Genomic DNA, 23,051 nt, shown 5'->3' on the forward strand with positions numbered 1-23,051 from the left:
ACCTAGTAAAAAACTAGGAAAAATTCACGATTTTGTTTACTAAAATGTTTACTATAATAGCGCTTTCACGTTATACTATTTTTAAAGATTTTGAAAAGTCTTCATTCAGCTTAGGTGAATGAAAAAAGAGTGATCAATGGAGAGGAGTTACAACTATGTTATTCACAATCATTTCCTTCTTGTTTTTCACGATTCTTGTTGCGTTGATTTCGTATTGGAAAACAAGGGACGAGGATCTGGGCACGCAGGAGGGGTATTTCCTTGCAGGGCGCAGTCTTACCGGCTGGGTGATCGGGGGATCCCTGATGCTGACGAATTTATCGACGGAGCAGCTGATCGGATTAAATGCCCAGGGGTACTCGGATAATATGTCGGTGATGGGCTGGGAAGTCGGGTCGGCGATTGCCCTTGTTCTTGTCGCGTTTTATTTGCTCCCCCGCTATTTAAAAGGGGGCATCACGACGATACCTGATTTTCTGGAAGAACGATTTGATTCAAGCACAAAGCAGATCGTGACGATTCTCTTCCTGTTTGGATATGTCTTTAACTTATTACCACCTATCCTTTATTCAGGGGCGGTGGCGCTGAGCGGTATCTTCAATGTTCCTGAAATGCTTGGGGTGGACCGGACGACGGCACTGTGGATCACCGTATGGTCGATTGGGATCATCGGTTCCCTGTATGCCATCTTCGGTGGATTGAAAGCGGTTGCCGTCTCGGATACGATCAACGGAGTCGGATTATTGATCGGGGGATTGATGATTCCGGTCATTGGTTTATTCGTTCTCGGGGATGGTTCCCTGTTCAGCGGATTCCACACGATTATGGAGAACACACCTGAGAAATTGAATGCGATAGGGAAACCGGAAGATCCGGTGCCTTTCAGTACGATGTTTACGGGGATGCTCCTCGTCAACCTCTTCTATTGGGGAACGGCTCAGCATATCATGCAGCGTGCCCTTGCGGCGAAGAATCTGAAGGAAGGTCAGAAAGGGGTGCTGATTGCAGCCGCTTTGAAGCTGGTCGGACCATTTTTCTTAATTCTGCCTGGTATCATCGCGTTCAATATGTTCGGTGAAAACCTGGAACCGACGGATGCCTATCCGCGGTTGGTGAATGAGATTCTGCCGACACCTCTTGTCGGATTCTTTGCCGCTGTGTTGTTCGGGGCGATCCTTTCATCCTTCAATTCAGCATTGAACTCTTCGGTGACACTTTTTACACTGAACATTTATAAGCCGTACGTCAAACCTGGTGCGTCGGACAAGCAGCTAGTTAAAAACGGGAAGTATTTCGGCGTGTTGCTGGCGGTATTTGCGATGGTCCTGGCACCGCTCATTGAGAAGGCGCCACAAGGATTCTTCCAGTATCTCCAGATTGTAAACGGTTTCTATAATGTACCGATCTTCACCATCATCATCGTCGGGTACATGACCAAGCGGGTACCGGCGATTGCAGCGAAGATCTCGCTCTTTGTTTTCATTACGTTGTATGCGATTACACAATTATTCTGGAATACGGGCCTTCACTTCCTGCATATTTTAGGAATCCTGTTTGTCCTTTGTTCTGCACTGATGCTTCTGATCGGTAAATTCAAACCGAGAAGCACGGATTACAGATTGGAAGAGTCATATAAGGTCGATATGACTCCTTGGAAAATCGTGTATCCAATTGGTATCGCTTGTACGATTGCCATGATCATCATCTATATGGTTTTCTCTCCGCTTGGAATAGGAGCTTAAAATCTATCAAAGACAGTCAGGTGTTGGCCTGACTGTCTTCGTTTATATTTGCCGGGAAGGATTAGTAAAACTTTTACTAAAATTTTATTGAAATTTCATCCTTGTTGTTTTATCATAAAGTTGAAAGCGGTTTCTATATTTTCTGTCACCGCGAAATGCACGAGGGAAATTGAAAGATGGGTATAAAACGTAGGAGGAATCAGCATGCATGTTCAGCAACTTTTTAATAGTTTTAAAGAGATATTCAACTGTGGAGCGGACCGTGTTTTCTTTGCCCCTGGACGAATCAATTTGATCGGGGAGCACACGGATTATAATGGCGGGCATGTGTTTCCATGTGCCATCACGTTCGGCACCTATGCCGTGGCGAAGAGACGGGAAGACCGGTTGGTGCGACTGTATTCATTGAATTTTGAACAAACAGGGGTCATGGAATTTGACCTCGACGGGTTGGATTATGATCCAGGGCATGACTGGGCGAATTATCCGAAAGGGATGATCCGGTATTTGAAGGAAGCGGGACATTCCATCGAAAGCGGGATGGACGTCCTGTTCTACGGCAATATTCCCAATGGGGCCGGGTTGTCTTCGTCGGCATCCATAGAACTGGTGACAGGGGTCATGCTTCAAGGATTATTCAATCTTTCCATCGACCGGATCGATCTCGTCAAGACCGGACAAAAGGTGGAAAACGAGTTCATCGGCGTGAACAGCGGGATCATGGATCAGTTTGCCATCGGGATGGGAAAAAGGGGTGCCGGCATTTTACTGGATACGAATTCACTCCGATATGAATACGCGCCGCTGGATTTGGAACATCACAGCATTATCATCATGAATTCCAATAAACGCCGGGAGCTTGCGGGATCTAAGTACAATGAGAGACGAACGGAATGTGAGTCAGCTCTTCAAAGTCTGCAGTCGGTGACGGATATCGGATCCCTTGGAGAACTGACAGAGGAAGAATTCGAGCTCCATAAGGACGTCATCACAGATCCCATCAAACAGAAACGTGCCAAGCACGCGGTTTATGAAAATCGCCGCACGCTTCAGGCTCTTCGCTATTTACAAAATGATCAGCTTCAGAAGTTCGGGGATTTGATGAATCAATCCCATATCTCACTGCGGGACGATTATGAAGTGACGGGGAAGGAACTGGATGCCCTTGTTGAAGCCGCATGGAATCAGCCTGGCGTCGTCGGGGCGAGGATGACCGGAGCAGGCTTCGGCGGATGCGCGATTGCCATCGTGGAACGCGAGCAGGTGGAAGGCTTTATTGAAAATGTATCCAGGAAGTATGAAGAAGCGGTCGGATATGAGGCGACCTTCTATGTAGCGGATATCGGAAATGGTGCAACAGAATTAGATAAAGAGGTGATCGTATGAACGTGTTAGTATTGGGCGGTGCAGGATATGTCGGATCTCATGCCGTGTATCAGCTTGTCGAACAGGGATACAGAACCATCGTAGTCGACAGCTTGGAAACAGGACACAGAGACGCGGTTCATCAGGACGCTGTTTTCTATCAGGGAGATATCAGGGATAAGGATTTCCTGAAATCTGTATTTCAAAAAGAAAAAATTGACGGAGTCATCCATTTCGCCGCGAATTCCCTGGTCGGCGAATCGATGGAAAATCCACTCAAGTATTTCGATAACAATGTGTACGGTACTCAGGTAACCCTTGAGGTGATGAATGAATTCGATGTGAAGCATATCGTGTTTTCATCAACGGCGGCAACGTACGGAGAGCCTGAGATGGTGCCGATCACCGAAAAGATGAAAACGGAACCGACGAACGCTTATGGTGAAACGAAGCTTGCCATGGAAAAGATGATGAGATGGTGCGATGAGGCTTATGGGATCAAGTTTGTGTCCCTCCGCTATTTCAATGTGGCGGGAGCACGCGGTGTGATTGGAGAGGATCATACCCCGGAGACCCATCTGATTCCGATCATCCTGCAGGTGGCTCTTGGTCAACGTGACCATATTACGATCTTTGGAGAAGACTATGACACGCCTGACGGAACGTGTATCCGGGACTATATCCACGTGGATGACCTGATTGAAGCGCATATCCTTGCCCTTGATTATCTGAAGCATACAGGGGAAAGCAATATCTTCAACCTGGGAAGCAGCCAGGGCTTTTCGGTGAAAGAAATGATTCATGCAGCAAGGGAAGTGACCGGGCATCCGATTCCTGAGAAAATCGGACAACGAAGAGCGGGAGATCCAAGCAAACTGATTGCTTCTTCAGAAAAAGCGAAAGAAGTTCTGGGCTGGGAACCGTCCCGAACTTCGGTTAAAACCATGATCGGGGATGCCTGGAAGTGGCACGAAACCCATCCGAATGGATACGACGACAGAAAGGGAGAGTGACGGAGGATGAGCATTTTCTTGACTGTGAACACATTGATTGAAAAAGCTATAACGGCGGGATTGATCGGGAAAGAAGATGACGTTTATGCCCGTAACCGGATTCTCGCCCTTTTAAAATTAGAGACGTACAAGGCGGAAAAGACAGATTCATCCGATGGATCAGAGATACCTGATCTGCTCGAAACGATGACGGCTTATGCAGTTGACCACGCCATCATCGAGGATTTGTTCGATGAAAAAGAAATGTTTTCGGCAAGAGTGATGGACGTTCTCGTGGCGCGTCCATCCGACATCAATTCAAGGTTTGCTGGCCATTACAAAGAAGATCCCAGACGGGCAACGGATTACTTTTACAAGCTGAGTCAGGACAGCAACTACATCCAGACAAAACGGATCAGTCAAAACATCAGCTATCAGGTGGATTCGGACTACGGGGAACTGGATATTACCATCAATCTATCGAAGCCCGAGAAAGATCCGAAGCAAATTGCCCTTGAAAAAACCATGCCGAAAAAGGATCAGACGTATCCACAGTGCTTGCTTTGTGTGGAGAATGAAGGCTATGAGGGGCGGATCGGTCATCCTGCGAGGGCCAATCACCGGATGATCCGCCTGAATCTTGCAGGGGAACCCTGGATGCTTCAGTATTCACCTTATGTGTATTACAACGAACATTGTATTGTCTTATCGGAGACCCATCGTCCGATGGAAATCAATCGTGCCGGATTCGAGCGGCTGCTTCATTTTGTCCATCAGTTCCCTCATTATTTTGCCGGCTCGAATGCAGACCTTCCGATTGTGGGTGGATCGATTCTTTCACATGACCATTATCAGGGAGGGCATTACGAATTTGCCATGGAAAGGGCGGAGATCGAGTACACATTCTCGATGAATCGTCATCCTGAAGTGGAGGCCGGAATCGTCAAGTGGCCGATGTCCGTGGTCCGTTTAAACAGTGGTAGCATGGGAGAATTGCTTTCTGCTGCGGAAGAGGTTTTAACAAGTTGGAAAGAGTACAGTGACCCCGAGGCAGAGGTACTTGCCTTTACAGGGGACACTCCTCATAATACGATCACCCCCATCGCCCGTATGCGAGCCGGGAAGTATGAGATGGACCTTGTCCTGAGGAACAATCGTACGGATGAAAAGCATCCCATGGGAATCTTTCACCCCCATGAGGATGTTCATCATATCAAGAAAGAAAACATCGGCTTGATTGAAGTGATGGGCCTTGCCGTCCTGCCAGCCCGCTTGAAAGGGGAGCTTCGGGAAGTGGAAAGCGCCCTTTTAGGTGAAAGTCATGATGTGGCAGATTATCATCTTCCGTGGGTGAAAGAGCTGCAGGACCGTTATCAGGACGTAACCTCTGATAATGTGTCAGCTATTGTGAAAGAAGAGCTCGGAAAGAAATTCTCTCGAGTCCTGGAAGATGCCGGGGTATTCAAAAGGGACGTGAGAGGACAGCAGGCATTCAAGAGGTTTGTTGAAGGCTTTTGATTTGAATCAATATTGAAATAGAAATAAGAAACCAGGGAAAGAGCGGGTTTCTTATTTTCTCTATACTAAACTAAAGCGGGGGATCATTATGTTTTTAGGTGTCGATTATTATCCGGAACATTGGGATATCGGTTTGATAGATGAAGATCTTGCAAGAATGAAAGATATGGGTGTCAACATGGTCAGGATCGGTGAGTTTGCCTGGCACTTGATGGAGAAGGAAGAAGGTCAATTCGATTTTTCCTTTTTTGATCATGTCATCGAAAAAGTCAAAGCGAACGGAATAAAAGTGATGTTCGGGACACCGACGGCAACATTTCCAGCGTGGCTTGCAGGCAGTCATCCCGATATTCTGAATGAAGATATCAATGGCGTGAAGAAATCATTCGGCGGGAGAAGGCAGTACTGCTTTAACTCTGAAACGTATCAGAACTATTCGATGCGCATCGCAGAAAAGTTGATCACTCATTACCGTGACGAAGAAGCCATCGTTTCATGGCAGATCGATAACGAATTGGGACATGAAGATAGTGACATGTGTTACTGCGGGAGCTGCCTGCGTGGATTCCAGGAGTTCCTACAGGAGAAATATGATTCCATTGACGAGCTGAATGAGCGTTGGGGCACGATTTTCTGGGGGCAGACGTATAACGGATTCTCTGAAATCCCGGTCCCTAAACAAACGATAACGGTCCATAATCCGGCGATGATGCTTGATTGGTCCCGTTTCCGCTCCACTTCGTTGAGTCAATTTGCTCTGAAGCATGTGGAACAGGCGAAGCGGATGAAAGGGGATCATCAAACCGTGACGACGAATCTGCCTGGGGGGCTATTCGGAAAATGGTTTGATACAAATGAATTTTCCCGGGATCTCGATTTTGTTTCCTATGATAATTACCCTGTATGGGGAGGTCTGAAGGAACCGATTTCCCCCGCTCACCTGTCCATGACCCTTGATCTGATCAGAGGGCTGAAGAAACAGAATTTCTGGATTGTGGAAGAATTGATGGGGGCTCAGGGACATGATGTCATCGGATATTTACCACGGCCGAATCAGGCGAAGGTATGGGCGTGGCATGCGTTTGCCCACGGCTGCTCCAATATGCTGTTCTTCCGCTGGCGCGGGATGAACCGGGGAGCCGAACAATACTGCCTTGGAATCCTTGACAGCAACAACCGTACGACTCGGAAGTTCAATGAAGTAAAGCAATTTTTCAATGAAGTGAAAGAATATGAGGAGCTATTTGATTCTCCTGTCAAAGCGGATGTGGCTCTATTATATGATTTCGATAATATCTGGTCATGGCGGATCCAGCAGCAGAATCCGAGCATCGACTTTACAGAAGAAGTTCTTCGTCTGTATGAACCGTTCCATAAGCAAAATACAGGGATCGACGTGTTGAAGTATGATCAGGATTTTTCAGAGTATAAAGTCGTATTGGTGCCCGTGCCGCAGCTGATCGATCCTGAGTTGACTGAGAGGCTCGAGGAATTCACCAAGAACGGCGGGACGGTCATCGTGTCGTATCGTGCAGGAGTGAAGGATAAAGACAATAATCTCGTGTTCGGTGCGATGATTCCAGGAGGATTGTCCCCGCTGCTCGGCATTGAAGTGGAGGAATCCGAATCCCTTCATGAAGGGCAGTCTGTACCGGTCGTCTCCACGGTTTCAGATCGTGTGACGACGGCTGAGTACTGGCGTGATCTGGTGAACCCAACGACGGCGGATTCCCTTTATCGATACGATGACGCGTTCTACAATGAATATGCCTGTGTGACAGAGAATACATTCGGATCCGGAAAAGCGTATTACATCGGAGCGGGAATCGGGCAGGGTGTCGTGGAAGAAATTGCGGCCAAAGCTGCTGGTGAAGCAGGTATCGAAACGATCGAAACCAATCCGGGAGTAGAGGTTGTCTCAAGAGCCGTCGAAGGGAAGACATATAGGGTCATCATCAATCATAACGGGTATGAAGAAACGTTTGGTGAAGTGACATTACAGCCGTATCACTGCATGATAGCGGAAGTGTAATAAGCAATTGAACGGCGAAAAGGAGGTGGATGTACATGAATGTGATCAAAAAACCTTTTGGTCAATACGAAGGACATGGGGTGGACTCGTACACGCTGCAGAATGATTCTGGAATGGAAGTAATGTTCATTACGTATGGAGGGGCCATTACGAACATGCTTGCCCCGGATCGTAAAGGGAAGGTTGAGAATGTCGTTCTGGGGTTCGATACGCTTGAACAATACGTTGAACATGAACACTATTACGGTGCGGTGATCGGAAGGGTCGCCGGGAGAATCGGAGGGGCCGGTTACTCTTCACATAGGAAGCGTGTAGAACTGACGGCAAATGAAAACGGCAATCATCTTCATGGCGGAGATAAAGGATTCAACAGAGTCATCTGGACAGTCGGGAACGTGGCGGTTGAAAAGGATGAGGTGAGTGTCTGCCTCTCTTATCTGAGCCCTGACGGAGAAGAGGGATACCGAGGAAACATCAAAGTGGACGTGACGTATACGCTGACGAATGCAAATGAATTCACCATCGCATACCGGGCAGTCCCTGACCATGATACCCCCATCAACATGACGAGCCACAGCTACTTCAATTTGAGCGGGGATTACAAAGAGGACGTGCTGTCTCACACATTGCAGATGAATGCGGATGAGATCCTTGAGCTTTCCGGTGATCTTGTACCGACCGGAAAGTTGATTCCTGTAGAGGGGACTCCCTTTGATTTTCATGACGGAAAAACGATACTTGCCGGAATGCAGTCCGGTCTTGAGGAAGGGTATGACCATGCCTTTGTTTTAAATAAAAAAGACAGGGGAATCTCCCTCTGGGATGAAAAAAGCGGCAGAGCAATGTCGGTGGAAACCGATCAGCAATCGGTCGTCCTGTATACGGGTAATCATTTCACCGATGATGTGTTGACCGGTGGCGTCCGTGGCCGGAGCCATCTTGGTCTTTGCCTTGAGACGCAAGGATTTCCCGATGCCGTAAATCATCCTCATTTTCCTTCGGTCACTGTTAAAAAAGGAGATGTGTACAGTGCTTCCACTACCTTTCGATTTTATGTCATAAACAGCGATGAAAATCAGCATTGATCGTCAGGTTTTCAGACAACGGCGGAATTTGCCACACCTTTCAGATGAGGGTGTGGCTATTTATGTTGGACTGATTTCCTTCTCGTATAGGAAAATAGTCGTTTTTAACGATACCAAAAAGGGTAACCCTATAGTAAATGCCAATATTTTCTTTAAACAATAGGAGGGACCCATATTGATCAGCCAAACAAGAGAAATAGTACAGAAATCATTGAATGCATTACTCGAAGACCAGTCATTTTTACCGGAAGTGAAAGGTGAAACAAGGAAGAAAGCGTTTACTTCATTGACGTCGATTCTATCGACGCCGAATCATGTACATAAATCGTATTTGAGGATTCCGCTTGAGGACGAGAAGGTCGTCCGGATCCCAGCGTTCCGAGTGCAGCATAATAATGCCCTTGGACCATATAAGGGAGGTATCAGATTCCATGAGTCGGTGAATGAGGAAGAGGTCGTGAATCTGGCGTCGTTGATGACGTTGAAGAATGCTCTCCATGACGTTCCGTTCGGAGGAGGGAAAGGAGGGATCATCCTGAATCCCCGGGAGTATTCCGAGAAGGAGCTTCATTTGATCTCAAGGAAATATGTTCAGTACTTCAGTGATATCCTCGGACCCGACAAGGATATCCCTGCCCCTGATATGGGGTCGGGGGAACGGGAGATGGATTGGATGATGGCTGAGTACAAGAGCATTCGCCCCGGAATGCCCTATAGAGGGAGCTTTACAGGGAAAAGCATCGTAAATGGAGGTTCCCTCGGACGGCGGGAAGCGACGGGGAAGGGAGTGTTCTTTACATTCCGATACCTTGTCCATGACTTCCTGAGAGAGCAGAAGAGTCTCCTGACCAAGACGGATAACATCTTTGCGAAAACGGCCCTTGATTATGAAGACCGGCCCTTGACGGTTGCCGTCCAGGGATTCGGGAACGTCGGATCTGTCGCAGCACTTGAAGCCCACCAGTCCACTCACCTGCAGAACAAAGTGGTGGCGGTGAGTGACCGGAATGTGACGCTCTACAATTCAGATGGCCTCGATATCCCGGCTCTGGTCGAGTTCACGATGAAGAATAAAGGAGACCTGCCGACTGAAGAAGGGCAGTTGAAGGAAATAGATGTGACGGCTGAGATCCGTGAGCGAGACGAAGTCCTTTATCTTGACGTCGATGTCCTCATTCTTGCAGCCCTTGAGGATCAGGTCCACAAAGATAATGTACGGAAGGTGAAAGCAAGGATCATCGTCGAAGGAGCGAATGCGCCAATCACTACAGAAGCGGATTCGTATTTAAGTGAGAAGGGTGTCATCATCATCCCGGACATCCTCGCCAATGCCGGCGGGGTCATCGTCTCCTACTTCGAATGGTTGCAGGGCAGGGAAACCCAGTTCTACACAGAGGACGAAGTATTCAACCTCCTCTACGACAAGATGAAATCCACCCTCGACACCGTCCTGCCACTCTTCTTCGGAGACCCATTCCCACTCCGACAGAACTGCTACATCCACTCCGTCATGAAACTCTCGACGGTGTTATATCGACAAGGGAAACTGTATTAACATTTGAGGGACGGACCTTTATTCCTAGGAGCAGGTACTAGGAATCGAGGTCCGTCCCTCTCATCTTTGAATCTATTACGGAGAGATGTTATAGTTGAGTTTAGAATGGGTTTGAACGAAACACTGGTTTGGTCAGGGGGTTATGAATCAGGATGTCTATTGATCGAAGGGCGTTGATTGTGGAGGCGGCGACGAAGTCTTTTTCGCTGTTTGGGTATAAGGCGACGACGATGGATCAGGTAGCGAAGCTTGCGAATGTCGGGAAAGGAACGATTTACACGTTCTTCAAGAATAAGGGTGAGCTGTTTGAGGAGATTGTGTATAGCATGGTAAGGGAAATGAAATCATCAGCAGACCTTGCCCTCGATCCCGATAACAGCTTTTATGAAAATGTTCACCGGGCATTAATTACGCTTCTAGAGTACCGGACAGACCATCAATTGATGCTGAAGCTGATCGAGGAAGAGAAACAAATCGGCACTCGGGCAGTGGAGGAAATGCTACACCATATCGAGAATGAATTGCTGTCTTATATCAAAAGTAAGATTGATCGGGCTATGGAGAGTGGGCAGATCAAGACTTGTGACACGGAAGTCATTTCATTTATTTTGTTGAAGGTATACATTTCACTGGTTTCGGATTGGGAACGGAATCACCCGCCCCTATCGTCTGAGAAAATCGCCACAATCATGGAGGATTATTTACTGAATGGGTTATCCACGTAAATGGTCCTTTCTTTTTTGAATCCTATGACCAAATGGTGAAGATAGTCATATATTCGAAAGGGTTGATAAAATGAAAGGATTGCATTCACTCAAGGGAGAATTTCGTAATATCTTTACGAATAAGACCCTGTTGATTGCCGTCTTAGCCGTATTATTTATTCCTGTGTTATACAGTGGAACATTCTTATGGGCATTCTGGGATCCGTACGGACAGGTGGATCAGCTCCCTGTTGCGGTCGTCAACAATGATAAGGGTGCCGAGTTTAACGGCGAAGAACTGACAATAGGAGAAGACTTTGTAGAAGACCTGAAAGAGAACGACACATTTGATTGGAGGTTCGTAGACGAAGAGAAAGCCGATAAGGGTCTTGAAAACCGGGACTATTATTTAAAAATTGAAATACCAGAAGACTTCTCTGAGCATGCCACGACACTCGAGGATGTTCATCCTGAAAAACTGGAATTGATTTATACGGCCAATCAAGGATCAAACTATCTTTCTTCTAAAATAGGAGACTCTGCGATTGAAAAGATCAAGGAGGAGGTATCGGGTGCGGTTACGAAAACCTATGCCGAATCGATGTTTGACCAGATCAAGGAGGTCGGGGATGGACTGACTGAAGCGAGTGACGGCGCCGGAAAGCTGAATGATAAGCTCGGAGATGCCACATCGGGTTCCGGTGACCTTCATGACGGGATCCACACAGCTCATGAAGGAGCGAATAAATTGTCGGACGGACTTGGAGATGCCCAAGCCGGTGCGAATAAGCTCGACGATGGTGTCGGCTCCGTTGCAGCGGGTGCTGATAAGCTTGAAAATGGCGTCCATTCAGCCCGGAGCGGAGCGGGCGCACTGAAAGAGAATATCGGAAAAGCTCAAAACGGCGCAAAAGATTTGAACAGCGGAATCAACAGCGTGAACAACGGGGCTCAAACGTTAAATGAAAGGCTTAAGGAACTCGCCGGGAAGTCCACTTCCTTTTCATCAGGAGTCGATACGGCGTATGCGGGCTCCAAAAGGGTGTCGGAAGGACTCCAATCCTTTGATGCGGCCCTCACCGACATGGCAGAAGGGAATCAAAAGCTCCTGACAGGGGCGAAAGATTCACTGGCAGGTGCGAAAGGGCTTGCGGGCGGCCTCCAGAAATCATTGGACGGATTGAATGAAATGAATGGTAGTCTGCCTGACCTTGCAACGGGGTCAGATCAGGTTGCTTCTCAAGCTCAAGCTTTATCCGGTAAGGCAGCTGAAATCAGCCATGATGTGAACGGTGCGGATACCGGTTCAACTGAGGTCAGTCAAGGGCTCAAAGAAGCAGCGGCCAATGTCGATACCTTGATTGAACAGGAACAGGACCCCGCACAAAAGGAAAAGTTGAAAGGATTGAAAGCATCCCTTAATGGGTTGTCTAATAAAAGCCAGGACGTAACCGATAAAGTATCTCAAGTATCAGGTACCGCTTCTGAATTCGGCACACAATCAGAAGAATTGTCCGCCCAGGCGCAAAACCTGTCAGTCAAACAGGCGGGATTAACCAATGGGTTTGATGAAATCACCAAAAGTCAGGCGGAATTGGCCGGAGGGGCAAATTCCCTATTGGATGGCCAGGACCTTCTAGTTGGCGGCCTTTCCCAGGTAGAGGAAAAGGTTTCAGTCGCTCAAAATGGGATCGACCGATTGGTTGACGGAAGCAATAAGCTGACGACAGGACTTGGAAAACTCGCCGGCGGAACAGACGCCCTCCAAGAAGGGTCTGCGAAACTAGCCAAGGGCTCCTCGGATCTCGCTGATGGAACCAGCCGCTTATCTTCAGGTTCCGATCAGCTTGTCAACGGTCTCGGCGGCCTGTATGCAGGTTCAGGAAAACTGTACAACGGACTTGGCGATCTCTCAAAAGGATCGAATGATCTGTCGGAAGGACTGGGAATGTTCTCAAACAAATTCAAGGGTCTCATGAGTGGACTGGGAGAGCTCCGGAACGGATCTGTGGATTTATCATCCGGTCTCGGAGAACTGTCAGACGGGTCAACCGATCTGACAGATGGATTGAATAAACTGACGGATGGATCATCCGAGCTGAAGGATAAGCTTGCAGATGGTGCCAAGGATGCGAATGACGTCAACGCAAATGACGACATCTATGACATGTTCGCAAAACCTGTCACCCTGACCGCCAAGCCGATTCATAATGTACCGAACTACGGAACGGGCTTTACTCCGTACTTCCTGTCACTCAGTCTCTTTGTCGGAGCACTCGTGATTTCGATCATCTTCCCGATGAGGGAACCGGCTGTCACACCAAGAAGCGGATTCGGATGGTTCATCGGGAAATTCGGCGTTCTCCTGTTTGCAGGGGTATTTCAGGCGCTGTTGGCCGATTCTATACTTTTATGGGGACTCGGCCTTGAAGTGACGAGTATCCCGCTCTTTATCATGATGAGCATCCTGGCAAGCTGGACGTTCTTATCGATTGTCCAATTCCTGGTGACATCCCTTGATAATCCAGGACGATTCATCGGGATTCTCATCTTGATTTTACAATTGACAAGTAGTGCAGGAACGTATCCAATCGAACTGGTGCCTGAATTCCTGCAGCACTTCTCTAACTTCTTACCGATGACGTATACGATTAATGCATTCAGGGCCATCATCTCCACAGGTGATGTTGCGTTCATGTGGCATAATGTGATGTTTACCCTCATCTTCTTATTCGTTGCCATGGGAGGAACCATCCTTTATCTCACATTCAGATTCCGTATCCTTCGCAGGAAGCACTATCGGGAAATAGAAGCATAATGGAAAACCGGAGACAGAGATCTCCGGTTTTTTTTCGTCAAAGGGTGTCTGATCCTCTGCTGAATCCCTATATAAAGGGTGAAAGGAGGTGAGGCACATGGCAACAGCGGATTTGAAATCGACGAGGATTCGTTTGGCTTTCAGTGATGGCCTGGACGAGAAGGGGAAACCTAAGTTTGCGTACAAATCTTATAGCTACATCAATCCCCTTGCAACGGCGGATGACATGAACAGTGCAGCGTTATCAATCGCAAGTCTTTCATCCAAAGTGCTTTCCAACGTGGAGAAGCTTCAAAGCTTCGACATCAATGAGTAATCGAGGTAAGGAATCATATCGGAAAGGAGGTATAGAGTATGGCAAAAGTATTGGAACTGGAGTTTAAAACCGAAGTGGGGAAGACCGCGAAGCTATCCATCAATGAGCCCATCGAGCCGATTGACACATTGGCGGTTAAGGCTGCGATGGACAACCTGATCGCGACCGATGTGTTCGGAGGTTCGACTGGTGCGTTTGTAAGTGTGGAAGGAGCGCGCGTAGTGGAGCGGAATGTGACGGATTATGATGTGATGTAAAATGAAAGCGTCCGGGAAGTCAGACATACTGACATTCCGGGCGCTTTTTGCATTTCCTCCATTCTACGAAACCACTAAAATCTCTCATTCTACCAATGTATGATCGTCCCCGCTTTTTTATCAAGTAAAAAAAATAAAAATTTTACTAAAATTAACTTGACTGATATCTGAATATTTACTAAAATCATACATAAGATGTAAACGCTTTCTTATTAAGCGGTTTTTACGGGAGACGATTACAGCTCTTTTAATCTATGAAAAACAAGGGGGACAAGGGGTATGAAGAAGATTTTCGTTTTAATGGGTATCATTGCTACGTTGATCATTGCCGGATGCAGTTCAGGAAGCAGTGGTTCCGAAAGCAAGGACGGGAAAGTGACGCTCACTGCCTGGGCATGGAATGTGAATGTCGGTGCTCTGAATGATGCCGTCAAGGAATATCAAAAAGATCACCCGAACGTGAAACTGAAGGTAGAGGATATCGGACGACTGGATGTATATGACAAACTATCTACCGGTCTTGCAGCCGGCGGTGTCGGTCTGCCGGATATCGTACTGGTGGAAGACGATCGTATTCATGGTTATGTGGAAGCATTTCCTGAAGGGTTCCTGAATCTGTCGGACAAAGGATTCTCTGATCATGAAGATCAATTCCCATCTTTCAAAAATGATCTCGCGCAAGTCGAAGGGAAATACTACGCCATGCCATTCGATGCCGGTCCTGGCGGAATGTTCTATCGCCGCAGCCTGTTCGAAAAAGCAGGAGTGAAGGCTGAAGACATCAACACATGGGATGATTTCCTCGAAGCTGGGAAGAAAATCAAAGAGGCAACCGGTTCATACGCGATGCCGCTTGATATGTTCAAGGATGACCCGACTTTCCGGATGATGCTGAATCAGCAGGGTGTCTTCTACTATGACGAAGAAGGCAACATCGACCTGACAAATCCAAAAGCCGTGAAGGCCATGGAAATCCAGAAGAAATTTGCCGATGCGGATTTAATTAAAAATGTGGACGGCTGGAATGGAGTCGTTTCTTCAACAGTCGACGGCTCTGTTGCGACGATCCCGTTCGGTGCCTGGTACTACGGAACGATTGTCGATCAGGCAAAGGATACAAGCGGAGACTGGGGCGTATTCTTACTTCCTGCGGTTGAAGAAGGCGGCAACCGTGCGTCCAACCTTGGAGGTTCAAGCTGGATGATTCCTGCAGCAAGTAAAAACGCCGATGCAGCGTACGATTTCCTGGAGTATTTCTCAACAGACAAAGATACGCAAATCATGGCGATGGAAGACTACGGACTGTTCCCATCCCTGAATACGACGTATGAATCAGACGTATTTAACGGAGAAGTGGAATTCTTCGGAGGACAAAACATTTGGAAACTGTTCGCGGATGAAATGAAGGACGTCCCGACCGCTTACTATACGAAAGACTATTCCCTTGCTTTGGATGAAGCCATCAAAGCACAGGCGGATACATTCAACGGCACGAAAGTAGAAAAGGCTCTTGAAGAAGCGGCAAAACGCTTAAGTGACCGGACGAAACGTGATATCAACAAGTAAGAAATAAGAAAAGAGAGGGTTAGAGCCAAGGGGTTCTTGTGGTCTAATTCTCTCTTTTTCTATCAACAACTGGGCGGCTTCACGGCTTCCTACCGGAAAGAAGGTTAATGTATGAAAACGAAATCATATATTCCATATTTATTCATCGCACCCGCTGTCATTCTGTTCAGTGTGTTCATGCTCTATCCGATTATCTCTTCTTTTATCCTCAGCTTCCAGACAGGGCAGGGAGCGACGTTGACGTTTGTGGGACTTGATAATTATAAGCGTTTGCTGTCGGATGAGATCTTTCATACGGCATTGAAAAACACCTTTATCCTGCTCGTCATCCAAGTGCCGATCATGGTGCTGTTAGCGCTCGTATTGGCCTCATTATTAAATTCAGCTTTACTCCGGATGAAGGGCTTCTTCCGAGTCACCTTCTTCCTGCCGGCTGTCACGTCCCTTGTGGCCTACTCCATCATTTTCTCCATCATGCTGATGAACGATGGTGTCGTTAATCAGCTATTGACCTCACTGGGCTTCAAGGCGATACCGTGGCTGAACGATCCGTTCTGGGCAAAGGCCTCCCTGATCATCGCCATGACATGGCGGTGGGTCGGATACAATATGGTCATCTATTTAGCCGGACTGCAGAATATCCCCGAAGAGCTTTACGAGGCGGCCAGTATGGACGGTGCTTCCCGCATTCGCCAATTCTTCTTCATCACCATCCCTCAGTTGAAACCGGTGATTCTCTTTACGGTCGTTCTATCCACGATCGGGACGCTGCAATTATTCGATGAACCGTTCGTGCTCACAAAGGGTGGACCAAGTGATGCGACACTCACGATCGGTATGTACTTATATCAAACAGGATTCCGTTACTTCGACTTCGGTTACGCTTCAACGATCGCATATGTCATCGTGATTCTAATCGGGATCATGACGTTTATCCAATTCAAAATTACGGGTGATCAAGAATGAGACAATCAAAATCAGGTAGAAAAATCGTTCTGTATATCGTATTAGCTCTTGGTGCGCTTGTATCGTTATTTCCTTTCTACTGGGCTGCGATCGGCGCGACGAATGAAAGTGGGAAGATGTTCTCAAAGCCGCCGGTCCTTGCACCTGGTGAAAAGCTGGTGGAAAATGTTCAAAATCTAAACGAAGCGATCGGCATCGGACGCGTCATGTTCAATTCCTTGTTCATTGCCATCGTTTACACGGTCATGAGCCTGCTAATCTGTTCCATGGCGGCCTATGCGTTTGCTAAATTCCGTTTCAAAGGCCGTAATATCATTTTCGGCGTCTTCTTGCTGTCGATGATGGTGCCTTATCACGCAACCATCATTCCTTTATTCAAAATGATGGCAGGCTTCGGATGGCTGAACACATATAAAGCCGTCATCCTTCCCAACCTCGCCTATCCGTTTGCGATTTTCCTGATGAGGCAGAATATGCTCGCATTCCCGACTTCACTGATCGAAGCGGCAAGGATCGACGGCTCGGGTGAATGGAAGATTTTCTTCAAGATTGTCATGCCGTCCATGAAGCCGGCACTCGCTGCGACAGCGATTTTCTTGTTCCTGTATCAGTGGAACAGTTTCCTATGGCCGCTCATCGCCCTGTCATCGACGGACATGTACACATTCCCGGTTGCCCTTTCCAGTTTATTCGGCCTTTCCCGAATCGACTATGGTCAGGTCATGGCAGGAGTCACCATCGCAACGATTCCGATCATCATTTTCTTCCTGGCTCTTCAACGCCAGTTCATTTCGGGCATGCTTGGCAGTGCCGTTAAATAAATAAGGAGGGACTCAAATGCCGATATTCATCAACGAAGAACATAAACAATTTCATCTGCAGGGGAGAAACACGAGCTACATCTTTTCTGTTTTGAAAAATGGTCAGCCCGGTCAGCTGTATTTCGGGAAAAAAGTGAGGCATCGGGATGATTTCTCCCATCTCATCCAGCTCCCGGCTGAGCCTCTCGGTAACGCATCGTTTCCCTATGAAGGGGATCCATTTTTTTCACTGGAGTATTTAAAACAGGAGTATCCGAGCTTTGGAACCAGTGATTACCGTGAGCCGGCCTTTGTCCTGAAGCATGAAAGTGGCAGCAGGACGTCCCATTTTACTTATAAAGGATACCGGTTGGAAAAAGGGAAGCCGGCGCTCGCCGGTTTGCCTTCCACATATGTAGAGGATGAAGGGGAAGCGGAGACATTGACGGTCACTCTGGAGGACCAGTCTGCCAGGCTTGAAATGGATTTTCTCTACACGGTCTATCATGAACGGGATGCGATCGTGAGGAGCGTTCAGCTTCGTAATCTGGGGAATGAACCGGTGGTGATTGAGCGCTTGCTCAGCGCCTCTCTTGATCTTCCTCATGCAGAATTTGATTTCCTTCATCTCCATGGAGCGTGGATCCGGGAACGTCATGTATCATGTCAGCCCCTCAGAAAAGGGCTGCAGTCCATAGACAGTAAAAAGGGTGTCTCAAGCTCGAATCACAATCCGTTTTTCGCGTTGAAATCCCCTCATGCTTCTGAAAGTCAGGGGGAAGTGTACGGCTTCAGCCTCATTTACAGCGGGAATTTTTACGGCGGGGTAGAGGTGGACGCTTATGATACTTCCCGTGCCTTACTCGGGATCAATCCATTCGGTTTTGATTGGACGGTAGAGGGAGGACGTTCCTTTCAGACTCCTGAAGCGGTAATAGTGTACTCCGATTCCGGATTGAACGGGATGAGCCAGACGTTCCATGAGTTATACCGTTCCCGATTGGCCAGGGGGGAGTGGCGGGACAAGGAGCGCCCGGTACTCATCAATAACTGGGAAGCGACCTACTTTGATTTTAATGAGGAAAAGATCCTCGACATCTGTGATGCCGCAGCTGAGCTGGGAATTGAACTGTTCGCCCTCGATGACGGCTGGTTCGGAAAGCGGAACGATGATACGACTTCCCTTGGCGACTGGACTCCTGATAAGAAGAAACTGCCGAATGGGATTAAGGGGTTAAGTGAAGCCATCGTTAAAGAGAAGGGAATGCAGTTCGGTCTTTGGGTGGAGCCTGAAATGGTGTCGAAGGAAAGTGACCTGTACAGGGATCATCCTGATTGGGTCCTGGGTGTGAGTGATCGTACTTTATCACATGGACGTAATCAGTTCATTCTTGATTTGGCGAACGAACAAGTGGTGGATCATCTCTATAACACATTGGAGAACTTATTTTCCTCAGCCCCGATTTCGTACGTGAAATGGGACATGAACCGGAACATGACGGAAGTCGGATCATCATCGGTTCCGGCACGTCACCAGGGTGAAGTGGCACATCGCTATGTGCTGGGACTTTACAGGCTCCTGGACAAACTGACAAACAGGTTTCCACACATCCTGTTCGAATCATGTGCAAGCGGCGGGAACCGGTTTGATCCCGGGATGATCTACTATATGCCGCAAACGTGGACGAGTGACAACACAGATGCAGTGGAGCGATTGAAGATTCAATGGGGTACGTCCCTTGTTTATCCGACTTCATCCATGGGTGCCCACGTCTCGAGTGGGCTTAATCACCAAACTGGAAGAGAGACGCCTCTTGACACCCGTTTTCATGTGGCGATGTTCGGTGCCTTCGGATATGAACTCGATGCCACCACCTTTACGGCAGAAGAAAAGGAAACCGTGAAAGAACAAGTTCATTTTATAAAAGAGAATAGACGACTGCTTCAGTTCGGAACCTTTTACCGTCTCCTAAGTCCGTTCAACGGAAATGATACCTCCTGGATGGTGGTGGACCGGGAATCGGAAGAAGCCATCGTGGCTTTTTACCGGACGCTCGCACAACCAAACCCTGGTTTAATTCGTGTTCGTTTACAGGGACTGGACCCAGACACCTTATATAAAATAGAACACACTGGAGAGAAAATGTACGGAGACGAACTGATGAACATCGGACTGCTGCTCCCGCCATTCTTCAGCGGCACCGCCATAACAGAACAAACCAGGCTCAAAGGAGACTACCAATCTCACATCTGGAAGCTCCGCAAAGTGAAATAAGAGGGACGGACCTCAACGATTTAAGGGGAAGTATGTGTGTGGCGCCCGTATCTCCGTTATAATGGAAATAGCAATGTATGAAAAGAAGGAGGAAGTGGGATGGCCACTTTAAGGGATATAGCAGAAAAGGCAGGTGTTTCCCTGGCTACTGTTTCAAGAGTACTAAACTACGATACGACACTCTCCGTTGCGGAAGAAACGAAGAAGCGAGTGTTCCAGGTTGCGCAGGATATGAATTATAAAACGCTGCGTAATCGAAAGGACCCCGGTCAGATCAAGGATCGAATGCTCTTCGGTTTGATCTACTGGTATTCCGATCAGCAGGAAATGGCAGATCCTTACTATATGGCGGTCCGGACCGGAGTGGAACGGGAATGTCAGGAGCGGAATATTGATCTGGTAAAGTTGTATAAACATGCCGATGGAATCGATCCCGCGAAGCTCGAAGGATTGGACGGCATCATAGCTGTAGGGAAATACAGCCAATCGGAAATCGATCTGTTCGAAAGGGCTGCCCGTCAACTCGTCCTCGTGGATTACGCTCCGTCGGATGATTATGATTGCGTCGTCGTCGATTTCAGAAAAGCGATGGCAGAAGTGCTCGATCACCTCATCACCCTCGGTCATGAGCATATCGGATATATCGGGGGACATGAATATGTGGTGGAGGATGAACCGATACGTGATGAGCGGGAAGTATCATTTTACGAATACCTCGCCCTCCGTAATCTATACGACGAGGAGCAGATCTGGACGGATGGACATTTCACCGCCGAGGATGGTTACCGCTTGATGGGAGAGGCATTAAAAGCCGAGAGAGTGCCCACGGCCTTCTTTGTGGCTTCGGATTCCATGGCGATCGGGGCGATCCGTGCGCTTCACGAAAAAGGGATCAAGATTCCTGAAGACATCTCCATCATCGGATTCAATGATATTGCGACTTCAAAGTTCCTGCAGCCTTCCTTGACGACCGTGAAAGTGTACACAGAGTTCATGGGGGAATCGGCCGTGGAGTTATTGCTGGATCAGATCCAGTCAAAACGTGAACTGGCGAAGAAAGTCGTTGTACCTGCTCATCTGGTGAAGCGGGAGAGCTGTACGAAAAAAGAGTAGCCTGGGCTACTCTTTTTTCGTTGAACTATAAACTTTCTGCCTGCTCCAACACCTTCGCGCCGTTCATCATCCCATAATGCATTCCATCGATGACATCGACTTTAATCCCATAGGGTGCAGCTTTCTCAATGATTTTAGCAGATAGATAGCGGACTTGAGGTCCGATGAGGATCACGTCCAATTGGTCTAAATGATTACTTAAGTCAGCTTCCGATGTCGCATTGATTGTAGCTTCGAAGCCTTTCTCTTCAGCTGCTTTCCTCATTTTCTGGACGAGCATACTCGTCGACATGCCTGCTGAACAGACCAGCATGATATTCATATGAAGCACTCCTTACCTGTTTTGATGGATTTCGATGATTTCCTGAGCCAGTTCTTTGACGGTGATGGCGTTCATGAGATGATCCTGTGCGTGAATCAGTAGAATGGTAGGGTTTTCTCCGTCACCGCTCGCTTCTTTTTGCAGTAATTGAGTTTGATAGTGATGGGCCTGATGGACCTCTTTCTCTGCCTCGGCCATTTTGTCCCCTGCCAGGTCAAATTGGTTTTTCTTAGCGGCTTGCAGCGCTTCCATGGCGGAAGAGCGGGCATTGCCGGCATGCAGGATGATATGAAATGAGATTTCTTCCAGCGTTAACGTCATGCGATTTTATCACTCGTTTCATTGGTTTTCTTTAATTGAGCTCGTTCAGATGCGAGTAGGAATGGGATATACATGAGTGTTGCAATGGTCAGATTCACAAGTTGAAGTGCAATTCCCGTCCAGGATCCCCCTGTCACCAGGTATCCACTGATGATCGGTGGTGTCGTCCACGGAACGATCGCCACGGTTTTTGGTACAATCCCGAGGCTTAAAGCCAGGTAAGACGTAACTGTCAGGACAACGGGCGCCAGTAGAAACGGAATGAACATAAGCGGGTTCAACACGATCGGTAACCCAAAGATGACCGGCTCGTTAATGTTGAAAATTCCAGGTGCGGCTGACAGTTTTCCGACGGTACGGTAATGTTTCGTTTTCACCACAAGGAAGATGGCGATGATCAGGGCAATGGTCGTACCGGATCCACCCATGTACACATACGCATCGAAGAAAGGTTTGGTGACGATGTATGGCACGTCGAATGCGCTCGTGCCGGCTGCAAACAGCTGCTGATTTTTTTCGATTAAAGGCAGGTAGATCGGCTCGATGATCGGACCTAAAATGTTCGTACCGTGTAACCCGAAGAACCATAAGAAATGATTTAAGAAAGCAACGACGATGGCTGATGGCAGTGAGTTCGATACCGCCTGCAATGGTTCCTGGATCAGCGTGAACACAATTTCAAAAAGGCTTTTTTCTGCAAAAGAAGTTAAGAGGGCTTGAATAAGACCAACAAGAATCAGGATGATCGTGGCTGGGATCAGCGCTTTAAATGATTTCATGACACCTTCCGGAACCCCGTCAGGCATACTGATCGTGAACTTCGAACGAATCAACACTTTGAACAATTCCGTGACGAGGAGGGACGTGATGACGGCGACGAATATCCCTTGAGCTCCGGTCCAGGCGTAGGAGATTCCCCAATCCTCTGTAACCGGCGTGAGGATGATCAGGGAAGCGATCGACACTAACGCCGCCGACAACCCATCGATATCATAGGATTTTGCCAGGTGATAACTGATGGATGCGGCGACAAGCAACCCAAGAATTGCGAAGGACCCATTCCACATGTTCCCGCCGACGGACTTCCAGCTTTCCCCGAATACAGACACCATGAAATTCTGAAAGGCGTCGATCGGCAGGTTATTCAATAACACGGCCAGGGACCCGACGATAATCAATGGCATGATCGAAACGAAGCCATCACGGATGGCGACCAGATGCCTTTGTGAGCCGATCCGGCCTGCAACAGGCATAAACTTACTTTCCATAAACCCCATTACTTTACTCATTTTTCTTTCCCCCAT

General features: G+C 47.9%; 19 protein-coding genes. 16 read left to right on the top strand and 3 right to left on the bottom strand.

Annotation, left to right across the window (positions count from 1 at the left end; all coding sequences use genetic code 11):
- The first annotated feature begins 155 nt into the window (after positions 1-155).
- From KYJ26_RS06255 to KYJ26_RS06330, 16 genes are all read left to right on the top strand, one after another.
- The gene (locus tag KYJ26_RS06255) at positions 156-1,742 is read left to right on the top strand and encodes a solute:sodium symporter family transporter (RefSeq protein WP_219166429.1); all 1,587 of its coding nucleotides are present in this window, start codon (positions 156-158) and stop codon (positions 1,740-1,742) included.
- 204 nt (positions 1,743-1,946) lie between these two features.
- Positions 1,947-3,128, top strand: a complete 1,182-nt coding sequence (locus tag KYJ26_RS06260; RefSeq protein ID WP_219166430.1) for a galactokinase — start codon at positions 1,947-1,949, stop codon at positions 3,126-3,128.
- The gene (galE, locus tag KYJ26_RS06265) at positions 3,125-4,120 is read left to right on the top strand and encodes a UDP-glucose 4-epimerase GalE (protein ID WP_219166431.1); all 996 of its coding nucleotides are present in this window, start codon (positions 3,125-3,127) and stop codon (positions 4,118-4,120) included. The genes KYJ26_RS06260 and galE overlap by 4 nt, the downstream gene beginning before the upstream one ends.
- Positions 4,121-4,126: 6 nt before the next feature.
- Positions 4,127-5,617 (top strand): UDP-glucose--hexose-1-phosphate uridylyltransferase, encoded by a 1,491-nt coding sequence (gene galT, locus KYJ26_RS06270; protein WP_219166432.1) that lies wholly within the window; start codon positions 4,127-4,129, stop codon positions 5,615-5,617.
- A gap of 88 nt (positions 5,618-5,705) precedes the next feature.
- Complete coding sequence (locus tag KYJ26_RS06275; RefSeq protein WP_219166433.1) at positions 5,706-7,649, top strand: beta-galactosidase; 1,944 nt, start codon at positions 5,706-5,708, stop codon at positions 7,647-7,649.
- A gap of 35 nt (positions 7,650-7,684) precedes the next feature.
- Positions 7,685-8,734, top strand: coding sequence for an aldose epimerase family protein (locus KYJ26_RS06280; RefSeq protein WP_219166434.1), 1,050 nt, complete (start codon positions 7,685-7,687; stop codon positions 8,732-8,734).
- Between the two features lie 175 nt (positions 8,735-8,909).
- Entirely contained in the window at positions 8,910-10,289 is a 1,380-nt protein-coding gene (locus tag KYJ26_RS06285) for a Glu/Leu/Phe/Val family dehydrogenase (RefSeq protein ID WP_219166435.1), read from the top strand.
- A gap of 152 nt (positions 10,290-10,441) precedes the next feature.
- Positions 10,442-11,014: a TetR/AcrR family transcriptional regulator gene (locus KYJ26_RS06290; protein WP_219166436.1), complete on the top strand. Its 573-nt coding sequence runs from the start codon at positions 10,442-10,444 to the stop codon at positions 11,012-11,014.
- A 70-nt stretch (positions 11,015-11,084) separates the two neighbouring features.
- Positions 11,085-13,811: a YhgE/Pip family protein gene (locus tag KYJ26_RS06295; protein ID WP_219166437.1), complete on the top strand. Its 2,727-nt coding sequence runs from the start codon at positions 11,085-11,087 to the stop codon at positions 13,809-13,811.
- Positions 13,812-13,908: 97 nt separating this feature from the next.
- Positions 13,909-14,127 (top strand): DUF1659 domain-containing protein, encoded by a 219-nt coding sequence (locus tag KYJ26_RS06300; protein WP_219166438.1) that lies wholly within the window; start codon positions 13,909-13,911, stop codon positions 14,125-14,127.
- A 38-nt stretch (positions 14,128-14,165) separates the two neighbouring features.
- Positions 14,166-14,384, top strand: coding sequence for a DUF2922 domain-containing protein (locus KYJ26_RS06305; protein WP_219166439.1), 219 nt, complete (start codon positions 14,166-14,168; stop codon positions 14,382-14,384).
- 279 nt (positions 14,385-14,663) lie between these two features.
- On the top strand, positions 14,664-15,950 hold the full coding sequence (locus KYJ26_RS06310; RefSeq protein WP_219166440.1) for an ABC transporter substrate-binding protein: 1,287 nt from the start codon (positions 14,664-14,666) through the stop codon (positions 15,948-15,950).
- Positions 15,951-16,061: 111 nt separating this feature from the next.
- Positions 16,062-16,916, top strand: coding sequence for a carbohydrate ABC transporter permease (locus KYJ26_RS06315; RefSeq protein ID WP_219166441.1), 855 nt, complete (start codon positions 16,062-16,064; stop codon positions 16,914-16,916).
- Positions 16,913-17,737 (top strand): carbohydrate ABC transporter permease, encoded by an 825-nt coding sequence (locus tag KYJ26_RS06320; protein ID WP_219166442.1) that lies wholly within the window; start codon positions 16,913-16,915, stop codon positions 17,735-17,737. Before KYJ26_RS06315 ends, KYJ26_RS06320 begins: the two co-directional genes overlap by 4 nt.
- A 16-nt stretch (positions 17,738-17,753) precedes the next feature.
- On the top strand, positions 17,754-19,991 hold the full coding sequence (locus KYJ26_RS06325; RefSeq protein ID WP_219166443.1) for an alpha-galactosidase: 2,238 nt from the start codon (positions 17,754-17,756) through the stop codon (positions 19,989-19,991).
- A 99-nt stretch (positions 19,992-20,090) separates the two neighbouring features.
- Complete coding sequence (locus KYJ26_RS06330; protein ID WP_219166444.1) at positions 20,091-21,104, top strand: LacI family DNA-binding transcriptional regulator; 1,014 nt, start codon at positions 20,091-20,093, stop codon at positions 21,102-21,104.
- 25 nt (positions 21,105-21,129) lie between these two features.
- Here the strand turns inward: KYJ26_RS06330 and KYJ26_RS06335 are convergent, their stop codons facing one another.
- The 3 genes from KYJ26_RS06335 to celB are packed head-to-tail and all read right to left on the bottom strand — an operon-like array spanning position 21,130 to position 23,036.
- Entirely contained in the window at positions 21,130-21,426 is a 297-nt protein-coding gene (locus tag KYJ26_RS06335) for a PTS sugar transporter subunit IIB (protein WP_219166445.1), read from the bottom strand.
- Between the two features lie 12 nt (positions 21,427-21,438).
- Positions 21,439-21,747 carry a PTS sugar transporter subunit IIA gene (locus KYJ26_RS06340; RefSeq protein WP_219166446.1) on the bottom strand — a complete coding sequence of 103 codons (309 nt, stop codon included), beginning with the start codon at positions 21,745-21,747 and terminating at the stop codon, positions 21,439-21,441.
- The gene (gene celB, locus KYJ26_RS06345; RefSeq protein WP_219166447.1) at positions 21,744-23,036 is read right to left on the bottom strand and encodes a PTS cellobiose transporter subunit IIC; all 1,293 of its coding nucleotides are present in this window, start codon (positions 23,034-23,036) and stop codon (positions 21,744-21,746) included. The genes KYJ26_RS06340 and celB overlap by 4 nt, the downstream gene beginning before the upstream one ends.
- Between the last annotated feature and the right edge of the window lie 15 nt (positions 23,037-23,051).

It is taken from the genome of Rossellomorea orangium, from assembly GCF_019334305.1.
Taxonomy (GTDB): domain Bacteria; phylum Bacillota; class Bacilli; order Bacillales; family Bacillaceae_B; genus Rossellomorea.